This is a genomic window from Mycetocola reblochoni REB411 (assembly GCF_900163835.1).
Classification (GTDB): domain Bacteria; phylum Actinomycetota; class Actinomycetes; order Actinomycetales; family Microbacteriaceae; genus Mycetocola_B; species Mycetocola_B reblochoni.
On sequence record NZ_FUKR01000049.1, the window covers coordinates 1 to 8,705 of the forward strand.

9 protein-coding genes and 1 pseudogene are annotated in these 8,705 nt (G+C 66.8%); 9 read left to right on the forward strand and 1 reads right to left on the reverse strand.

Annotated features, from left to right (window positions below; all coding sequences use genetic code 11):
• Positions 1-178: 178 nt before the first annotated feature.
• From FM119_RS08550 to FM119_RS08590, 9 genes and pseudogenes are all read left to right on the forward strand, one after another.
• Positions 179-1,597 (forward strand): IS30-like element ISPfr9 family transposase, encoded by a 1,419-nt coding sequence (locus FM119_RS08550; protein WP_087011843.1) that lies wholly within the window; start codon positions 179-181, stop codon positions 1,595-1,597.
• 149 nt (positions 1,598-1,746) lie between these two features.
• The gene (locus FM119_RS08555; protein WP_087137259.1) at positions 1,747-3,102 is read left to right on the forward strand and encodes an FAD-dependent oxidoreductase; all 1,356 of its coding nucleotides are present in this window, start codon (positions 1,747-1,749) and stop codon (positions 3,100-3,102) included.
• A 9-nt stretch (positions 3,103-3,111) separates the two neighbouring features.
• Positions 3,112-4,416, forward strand: a pseudogene (gene istA / locus FM119_RS08560) (IS21 family transposase); the annotation flags it as partial.
• Positions 4,413-5,237: an IS21-like element helper ATPase IstB gene (gene istB / locus FM119_RS08565; protein ID WP_087137260.1), complete on the forward strand. Its 825-nt coding sequence runs from the start codon at positions 4,413-4,415 to the stop codon at positions 5,235-5,237. The pseudogene istA and the gene istB, both read left to right, overlap by 4 nt.
• A gap of 84 nt (positions 5,238-5,321) precedes the next feature.
• Complete coding sequence (locus tag FM119_RS08570; RefSeq protein ID WP_087011845.1) at positions 5,322-5,822, forward strand: GNAT family N-acetyltransferase; 501 nt, start codon at positions 5,322-5,324, stop codon at positions 5,820-5,822.
• 110 nt (positions 5,823-5,932) lie between these two features.
• Positions 5,933-6,289 carry an ArsR/SmtB family transcription factor gene (locus FM119_RS08575; RefSeq protein ID WP_087011847.1) on the forward strand — a complete coding sequence of 119 codons (357 nt, stop codon included), beginning with the start codon at positions 5,933-5,935 and terminating at the stop codon, positions 6,287-6,289.
• Between the two features lie 2 nt (positions 6,290-6,291).
• Positions 6,292-6,804: an SRPBCC family protein gene (locus FM119_RS08580; protein ID WP_087011849.1), complete on the forward strand. Its 513-nt coding sequence runs from the start codon at positions 6,292-6,294 to the stop codon at positions 6,802-6,804.
• An 11-nt stretch (positions 6,805-6,815) separates the two neighbouring features.
• Positions 6,816-7,280 carry an SRPBCC domain-containing protein gene (locus tag FM119_RS08585; protein ID WP_176387073.1) on the forward strand — a complete coding sequence of 155 codons (465 nt, stop codon included), beginning with the start codon at positions 6,816-6,818 and terminating at the stop codon, positions 7,278-7,280.
• 60 nt (positions 7,281-7,340) lie between these two features.
• Positions 7,341-7,697 (forward strand): GNAT family N-acetyltransferase, encoded by a 357-nt coding sequence (locus FM119_RS08590; RefSeq protein ID WP_206661106.1) that lies wholly within the window; start codon positions 7,341-7,343, stop codon positions 7,695-7,697.
• Positions 7,698-7,893: 196 nt separating this feature from the next.
• On the opposite strand, the gene FM119_RS08595 is transcribed toward FM119_RS08590, so the two are convergent.
• Positions 7,894-8,442, reverse strand: a complete 549-nt coding sequence (locus FM119_RS08595) for a GNAT family N-acetyltransferase (protein ID WP_087011852.1) — start codon at positions 8,440-8,442, stop codon at positions 7,894-7,896.
• Positions 8,443-8,705: the final 263 nt, after the last annotated feature.

An 8,705-nucleotide genomic window follows, 5' to 3' on the forward strand; every position in this document is an offset into this window, starting at 1 on the left:
ACCGCCTAGGAATCAACTAAGCCGAAGCCCCATACACAAAGGAACGGACAGACCCATGTGCGCGCGTTGCTGCGCACGGCCTCAGCACACTCTGAGTGTCGTTCTGTGGGCGCATTCAACTGGTCGTCGCAACACCTTGATGTGAGAGGTGTGGAGGATGGCTACCAAGCATTGGTGCATGAGGACTGGCGATGTCCCCGAGGGGTTGCGGCGTCAGTGGCGAGCGGACAGGGCCTTGCGGCCGGCGATGTTCTCTCCGGGCAGGCCGCAACCGTCTCGGACGGTGCAGCGTGACTTCTGGCGTCTCATTGCGACGGGGATCTCAACGGCGGAGGCCGCGCTCGTGGTGGGTGTGTCGATCCCGGTGGCCTCGCGGTGGTTCCGCCACGCTGGCGGCATGCCACCGATCAGTCTGGTCGAACCCAGTGGGCGATATCTCAGCTTCGCCGAGCGTGAGGAGATCGCCATCCTGAAGGCCCAGGGCAAGGGGGTTCGCACCATCGCCCAGGCTCTGGGCCGTGATCCAGGCACGATCAGTCGTGAGCTGCGCCGCAACGCCGCTACCCGAGGCGGGAAACTCGAATACCGAGCCATGGTCGCCCAGTGGAAAGCCCACGAGGCCGCCAAGAGGCCCAAAGAAGCGAAGATGGTGACCAACCCGCGGCTGCGTGACTACGTCCAGGACCGGCTCGCCGGCAAGGTCACCCACCCTGACGGCCGCACCGTCAACGGCCCAGACACGCCAGTCTGGAAAGGGTTGAACAAGCCCCACCGGGCCGACCGTCGCTGGTCGAAGGCCTGGAGCCCGGAGCAGATCAGCCACCGCCTGCGCATCGAGTTCGGTTATGATGAGTCCATGCGGATCAGTCACGAGGCGATCTACCAGTCACTGTTCATCGAGGGCCGCGGGGCGCTGAAGCGGGACCTGGTGACCTGCCTGCGCACCGGCAGGGCTCTGCGCTCGCCGCGTGAGCGTTCGCGGAACAAGCCCCATGGCCATGTCACCGCCGATGTCGTGATCAGCGAACGGCCCGCGGAGGCCGCGGATCGGGCTGTTCCCGGCCACTGGGAAGGCGACCTGATCATCGGCACCGGCCGCTCCGCGATCGGCACCTTGGTCGAACGCCACAGCCGCGCCACGATCCTGGTCCATCTGCCTCGCTTGGAGGGCTGGGGCCAGACGCCGCCGGTCAAGAACGGCCCCTCGCTGGGCGGTTACGGTGCGGTCGCGATGAACACCGCGCTCGCCGCGTCGATCACCGCTCTGCCGCAGCAGCTGCGCAAGACCATCACCTGGGACCGCGGCAAGGAACTATCCGCTCACGCCACCTTCGCCCTGGAGACCGGCACGAAGGTCTACTTCGCTGACCCCCACAGCCCCTGGCAGCGGCCCAGCAACGAGAACACCAACGGGCTGCTGCGTCAGTACTTCCCCAAGGGCACCGACCTGTCCCGCTGGACAGCAGAAGATCTGGAAGCCGTGGCCCACACCCTAAACAGCCGCCCCCGCAAGACCCTCGGCTGGAGAACACCGGCCGAGGTCCTCGAAGAGCAACTACAATCCTTGGAAGAAGCCGGTGTTGCGACGACCGGTTGAACTTGCCGTGGCTCCGACCAGCAGAGCGATGTCAGCAGTTGGCTTTCCATCTCAGCGGTGCCGCTGGAAGGATGCCCACCGGCAAATCCCGCACCTCGTGGATTGCGAGCGTTGCGAGCGAGAGCGTGCCTACGCGAAGGAGAATTGTGATGGACGTTGACCTGCTGGTGATCGGCTGGGGCAAGGCAGGCAAGACCCTGGCGGGGCGCTTCGCGGCCGCCGGCAAGACCGTGGCGCTGGTGGAGCGCTCGCCCGAGATGTACGGCGGCACCTGCATCAACATCGGCTGCGTGCCGACCAAGGACCTCGTCGTCTCGGCCGAGGAGCGTCGCGACTCCGACGACCCGCAGGAGTTCTTCCGCACCGCCGTCGCCGGCCGCGACGCGCTGATCGGCACGCTCAACGCCGCGAACCACCAGATGCTGGAGAAGCCGGGCGTCACCCTGGTGGACGGCACCGCCCGGTTCACCGGCCCGCGGACGGTCGTCGTCGACACCGCCGAGGGCCAGGTGGAGCTCACCGGCGAGACCGTGGTGATCGGCACCGGTGCGACCTCGCGCCGCGTCGACCTGCCCGGCTTCGACTCACCGCGGGTGTTCGACTCGACCACCATCCAGCACATCGACCCGCTGCCCGAACGGCTGGTGATCGTGGGCGGCGGCTTCATTGGGCTGGAGTTCGCTAGCATGTTCACCCACTTCGGCTCCAAGGTCACCATCCTCGACCGCGGCGAGGAGTTCCTTCCCCGCGTCGACCGGGACGTGGCCGAGGCCGTGAGGCAGACCCTGCTCGACATGGGCGTCACCATCGAGCAGGGCGTGCGGCCCACGTCGCTGGACGACGACGGCACACACGCCGTGGTGCACACCACCAAGGGCGATTTCGCGGCCGAGGCCGTGCTGGTGGCCGCCGGACGCGTGCCGGTCACCGGCGAGCTGGGACTGGAGGCCGCCGGCATCGAGGTGGACGAGCGGGGCTTCGTCGTCGTGGACGACCAGCTGCAGACCAGCGTCCCCGGTGTGTACACGGTGGGCGACGTCAACGGCGGCCCGCAGTTCACCTACATCTCGCTGGACGACAACCGCATCGTGTGGGACGCGGTGATGGGCCAGGGCACGCGCCGCCGCAGCGACCGCGTGGCGGTGCCGAACACCACCTTCATCACCCCGCCGCTGTCGATGGTGGGCATGGACGAGACCCAGGCCCGCAAGTCCGGCCGCAACGTCCTGATGGCGAAGAAGGAGGTGGCGAAGATCGCCGCCATGCCCCGGCCGAAGATCGTCGGCGAGACCCACGGCCTGTTCAAGCTGTTCGTCGACGCCGACAGCCAAGAGATCCTCGGCGCGACGATCTTCTCCATCGACTCCCAGGAGCTGGTCAACATGGTCGCCCTGGCCATCCGGCTGGGCGCCAAGGTCTCCGACCTGCGCGACGGGATCTGGACCCACCCGTCCAGCACCGAGGCCTTCAACGAGGTGCTCGGCACCCTGGAGCCATTGGCCTGACCGGTGATGCGCCGGGTGGAAGCGATGGTGCCGCAGGACCACGCCCCCGGCGCCGAGGCCGAGGTCGACTTCGGCGAGGTCTACGTCATCCTCGACGGCGTCAAGACCAAGTGCCACATGTTCGTCTACCGCCTGTCCCACTCCGGCAAGGCCATCCACCGCGTCTACCCGACCGGCGGACAGGAGGCCTTCCTCGAAGGACACATCGAGGCCTTCCACGCCCTGGGCGGCATCCCCACCCGCCACATCCGCTACGACAACCTCACCTCCGCCGTCGTCCAGGTCATCCACGGCGGCGACCGGCTACGCGACGAGAACGAACGCTGGGTGCTGTTCCGCTCCCACTACGGCTTCGACGCGTTCTACTGCCAGCCCGGCATCGACGGCGCCCACGAGAAAGGCGGCGTCGAGGGCGAGGTCGGATGGTTCCGCCGCAACCACCTCACCCCCATGCCCGAAGTCGCCACCCTCGACGAACTCAACGACAAGATCCGCGCCTGGGAGCACGACGACAACACCCGCCGCATCACCGGCCACGCCAACACGATCGGGCAGGACTACCACGCCGAGCTGCCCCACCTGGCACCGTTGTCGGCCGACGACTTCGACCCCGGCCTGATCCTCCACCCCCGCGTCGATCGCTCCGCCCTGATCACCGTCCGCATGGTCAAGTACTCCGTCCCCGCGCACCTGATCGGGCAACGCGTCCGCGTGTCCCTGCGGGCCTCGTGCGTGGTCGTGTTCGAGGGCCGCACCGTCCTCGCCACCCACCCTCGCCTCGGCACCCGTGGCGTGACCCGGGTCGAGTTGGACCACTACCTCGAGGTCCTACGCCACAAGCCCGGCGCGTTCCCCGGCTCCACCGCCCTGGCGCAGGCCCGCGCCGCCGGGGCATTCACCGCAGCCCACGACGCGTTCTGGGCCGCGGCCCGCAAGACCAGCGGCGACGTCGCCGGCACCCAAGCGTTGATCGACGTGCTCCTGCTCCACCGATCCCTCCCGGCCGATGCCGTGATCGCTGGCATCACCTCAGCCCTGTCGGTCGGCGCGATCAGCCCCGACGTCGTCGCCGTCGAAGCCCGCCGCCACGCCACCGGCCACACACCCGCCCCAGCCAGCCCGACCAGGGGCGGGACGGTCGTGAACCTGCCACCACGACGTCCCACCGACCCGCACCAGGTCATCGCGCACCTGCCCGAGGACACTCGCCCCCTGCCCACTGTCACCGCCTACGACGAACTCCTGCGTCGTCGCCAACCCGACCCCGCCCCGGCCAGCGCCGAGGTCCACCACATCCAGACAGGAACCCCATGACCATCAGCACCAGCCACCGCCAGGGCGGTCTTCGCCGCCGTCACAGCCTCACCGAGCAAGCCGCCCAAGCCGCGATCGACCAGGCCTGCCGCCGGCTCCGGCTGCCCACGATCCGCGCCGTGGTCGATGACGCCGTCGCGGCCGCCACGAAGGAACAACTCACCTACCAAGGCTTCCTCGCCGAACTTCTCCTGGCCGAGGTCGACGACCGCGACCGCAGCTCCACCCTGCGCCGCATCAAGAGCGCCGGCTTCCCCCGCGAGAAGTGGCTCGTCGACTTCGACTTCACCGCAAACCCCAACATCAACCCCGCCACCATCAACGAGCTCGCCACCGGCGACTGGATCCGCCGCGGCGACCCCCTGTGCCTGATCGGGGACTCCGGCACCGGCAAATCCCACCTGCTCATCGCGCTCGGCACCGCCGCCGCCGAACAGGGCTACCGCGTCCGCTACACCCTCGCCACCCGGCTCGTGAACGAACTCGTCGAAGCCGCCGACGAGAAACAACTCACCAAGACCATCAACCGCTACGGCCGTGTCGACCTCCTCGTTATTGATGAACTCGGCTACGTGGAACTCGACCGGCGCGGGGCCGAACTGCTGTTCCAGGTCCTCACCGAACGCGAGGAGAAGAACGCCATCGCGATCGCGTCCAACCAGTCCTTCTCCGCCTGGACCGACACCTTCACCGACCCCCGCCTGTGCGCAGCGATCGTCGACCGACTCACCTACAACGCCACCATCATCGAAACCGGCACCAACTCCTACCGCCTCGCCCACACCCGCGCCCGCCACCACACCCCCACCACAGGCGCGTGACATTGATCATCTGCCGAATGGCGCGCGTTGCGGAGGATCCAAATTCGTTGCCGGATCACCCCAACGGACGGGAGACTGGCATGCATGGCTTCCGGCACAGATCCCGACGAGTGGGCACAGCAACTGACTTTCATACCGATGACCGTGGAGTCGGCACACGTCATCGCAGACACCTGGAAGTACCCAGCCCCCTACGACTTCTACGACACCACCGCCGATCGTGACGACTACGAGGAGTTCATCAGCCCCGACCAGTGGCCCTCACACTTCTGGCAGGTCCACCACGGCGGTGACCTCGTCGGCTTCTTCACCGCCGAACCGAGCGGCGACGAAACTGTCCAGGAGATCAGTCTCGGGCTGCACCCCGACCTCACCGGCGGCGGGCGAGGGCTGGCCTTCCTCCGGAGCGGACTGGCCCATGTCGCAGCCGCCACCGGCGTAGTCCGCATCCGCCTCAGCGTCGCCGCCTTCAACCAACGAGCCATCAGGGTCTACAAGGCAGCCGGCTTCACCACCGTCCGCTCCTACCTACAGCCAACCAACGGCAGCACCTACGAGTTCGTCGAGATGGAACGCCGAAGCTGAGGACGATCATGCGCACATGCCGCGACCGGCAAAGTGCGTGACAGGGCTGATCTGCCGAATTGCGCGCGTTACGTCTTGACGTATATGGAACCAATTGGTTCCATATTTGCATGGTCGACACCTTCGATGCTTTGGCGCATCCCGCCCGGCGAGCACTGCTTGACGAGCTCCGGATGGGACCCCGGCCTGCAGGTGAACTGGGCGCCTCTCTCGACATCAGCCGGGAAGCCGTCTCGAAGCACCTACGACTCATGGCCGAATCCGGACTCCTGATCGTCGAGACCCAAGGCAGACAGAGGATCTACGCGATCAACCCCGACGCCCTTGCAGCAGTCGACACCTGGCTGGTCCCCTACCGAGCCTTCTGGGACCAGCACCTCGACGCCTTGGAAACAGAGGTGGCCCGGGGCCGACGCCACACCGACCGGCTGTCCAGCAACCGACACCCATTCAGCAAAGGAGCCTGAGCATGGAACACCAGATGGGCACCATCGCCCGATCCGGCGGACAGAGCACGATCACGCATACGCGCGTCATCAAGACCACTCCCGAAGACCTTTGGGATGCGATCACCAACCCCGAACGCGCCGCACGGTGGCTCGGAGCACTCAGCGTCGACCTGGTCAAAGGCGGCCACTACGAGCTGGTGTTCGACGCATCCGACCCTGACAGCCGCGTCGAGGGGATCGTCCTCTCGTGCACGCCGCCGCGTCAGCTCGTAGCGACCTGGAGCGCGCCGGAAGAATCCGCCTCGCGGGTCAGCGTCACCCTCTCACCATGCGACGACGGCACCCTGCTGGAGCTGGTACACGCCGGGCTCCAGCCCCCCGCCTCGGACACCGGACATGCCGCAGGCTGGCACATCCACCTGGACCAGCTCATGGCCGGCGTCGAGCGCAACCAGTGGCAGGACCTCTGGGGTTCCTTCGACCAGGTCCACGACGCCTACGTACTGCGCTACACCTCCCTCCAGGACCAGTAACCATGCCGCTCGTGACCGCCACCTCCACCACCCAGTCCCTACATGTGGAGTGGGTCGTCGCCACGGCTCCAGAGGGTTTGTGGGCACACATCACCAACCCGACACTCCTGCCGCAGTGGCTCGGGCGCCACGTCGGCGGCTGCCTCACTGTCGGGGACGTGCTCAAGATCGACCACGGCGAGGGATACGTGTCTTCCAGCCGCGTCCACCGGGTACAACCCCTCGAACAGTTCGCCATGAGCTGGGACTTCCCCGGGGAGCAGACCTCCGAGATCTGCATGATGATCCAACCCGACACCGCCGACCATGCGCGTCTGACCCTGGACCACGCGGGAATCATCGACCCGAGGTCTACATACCTGCCGGGATGGGTGTGCCACCTGCCCTACCTCGACAGCAGCCTCAACGGACACCCACTCCCACCCGAGGCCTTCTGGAACCTCCACACCACGCTCACGCGGCTCACCACTCCGTGAGGAATTCGACCTGTCGCCAGCGGTGATGCATTACCGGATCTGCCGCATACGGTGGTGCCCATGCCCGAGTTCGCGGAGTTCACTGACGACAGCGGAGACCTCGATCCGCTGCCCGTGCTGGTCAGCACCTTGGCCAACGAGGACGTCCGCGCATGCGCGACATTGGCGGCAGCCCGCGAGGATGAGCCAATGGATCGCTGGATCGGTGCCTTCCAACGAGCGCTCGAGGATGATCGCCAGCTCGTCCTTGTGGCTCGTTCTGGCTCGGACCTCGTGGGCTATGGGAAGGCGAGTTGGCTGCAGCTGCCAGCCGACTGCAATGCCCCCTCGGGCTGGTACCTCACCGGTGTTGTGGTGGACCCAGCCGTACGTCGTCGAGGCGTGGGACGGCTGCTGACTCGCGCTCGACTCATCTAGCTACGAAGGCGAGGCGTTCGACAGGTCTGGTACTTCGCCAACGCCCTCAACCAAGCCTCCCTGGCGCTCCACGCACACCTTGGCTTTGGCGAAATCACCCGCGACTTCGCAATTCCGGGCGTCACCTTCTCGGGCGGGCAAGGTGCGCTGGCCTGCTGGGACGCCGCTTCCAATTGAACGCGCACTTCTGACGCGATCAGCGGGGATCGGTGTCCAGGATTGCGTATACATAGGAGTCGAGCCACCGTCCTGAACGATGCAGGGAATCGGTGCGGAAGTGGGCCTCGCGGCGCATGCCGATCTTCTCCATGATGCGCGCTGAGGCGGCGTTGTCGGCGAAGCAGTAGGCCGTCACCCGACGAGCTCCCGAGGCGAACGAGATGTCCAGCAGGGCCCTGGCGAACTCGGTGCCGATCCCTCGGCCCTGATGGCCCGGTGCCACGACCCACCCGATCTCAACCTGTGCGCCGTCGACCTGGTCGGCAACCTCGGACTGCGCCCATGCCTGTTCCGGTGCGATCTTGCCCGTCGCCACGATCGTGCCGGCCATCTCGGCGACGTAGTTGCTGTCGAGCCCGGCGACCCACCGTTCCTTGTTCTGCTCTGGCGAGGTGGGGATGGCGGTCAGCCACCGATTGAGCTCATCGTCTTCGCGCCAGGGCCAGATCTCCTCGGCATCACTGGCTCGGCCCTTGCGGATGACCAAACGCTGTGTGGCCCATGGGCCGGTGCCTTGCTCGCTCATGGTGAACCCCTCCTGGGTGGTTCTCGGGTCCAGAGACCCATCCTTGCCCGCTGCTCGCTTCGACCGCCAGCCGATAACCGCTCATGCCGCTGGTCTCGCGCAAGGTGGGTCCATTCCTGGCCGTCACCCCGGGGCCAAGTGGGGTTGACATAGCCAGGTGAAGGAGCGCACCGGGGCGATGGTGACGCTCAAGGCGATGCTCGTCCACGCCACCGAGGACCTCCGCCGAGAGACCGCCAAGAAAACGCAGAAGATGGTCGCCC

Bases quoted from the DNA above. Each gene is read 5' to 3' on its own strand.
- FM119_RS08550 (WP_087011843.1), top strand. From the start codon at position 179: ATGAGGACTGGCGATGTCCCCGAGGGGTTGCGGCGTCAGTGGCGAGCG.
- FM119_RS08555 (WP_087137259.1), top strand. From the start codon at position 1,747: ATGGACGTTGACCTGCTGGTGATCGGCTGGGGCAAGGCAGGCAAGACC.
- istB (WP_087137260.1), top strand. From the start codon at position 4,413: ATGACCATCAGCACCAGCCACCGCCAGGGCGGTCTTCGCCGCCGTCAC.
- FM119_RS08570 (WP_087011845.1), top strand. From the start codon at position 5,322: ATGGCTTCCGGCACAGATCCCGACGAGTGGGCACAGCAACTGACTTTC.
- FM119_RS08575 (WP_087011847.1), top strand. From the start codon at position 5,933: ATGGTCGACACCTTCGATGCTTTGGCGCATCCCGCCCGGCGAGCACTG.
- FM119_RS08580 (WP_087011849.1), top strand. From the start codon at position 6,292: ATGGAACACCAGATGGGCACCATCGCCCGATCCGGCGGACAGAGCACG.
- FM119_RS08590 (WP_206661106.1), top strand. From the start codon at position 7,341: ATGCCCGAGTTCGCGGAGTTCACTGACGACAGCGGAGACCTCGATCCG.
- FM119_RS08595 (WP_087011852.1), bottom strand. From the start codon at position 8,442: ATGAGCGAGCAAGGCACCGGCCCATGGGCCACACAGCGTTTGGTCATC.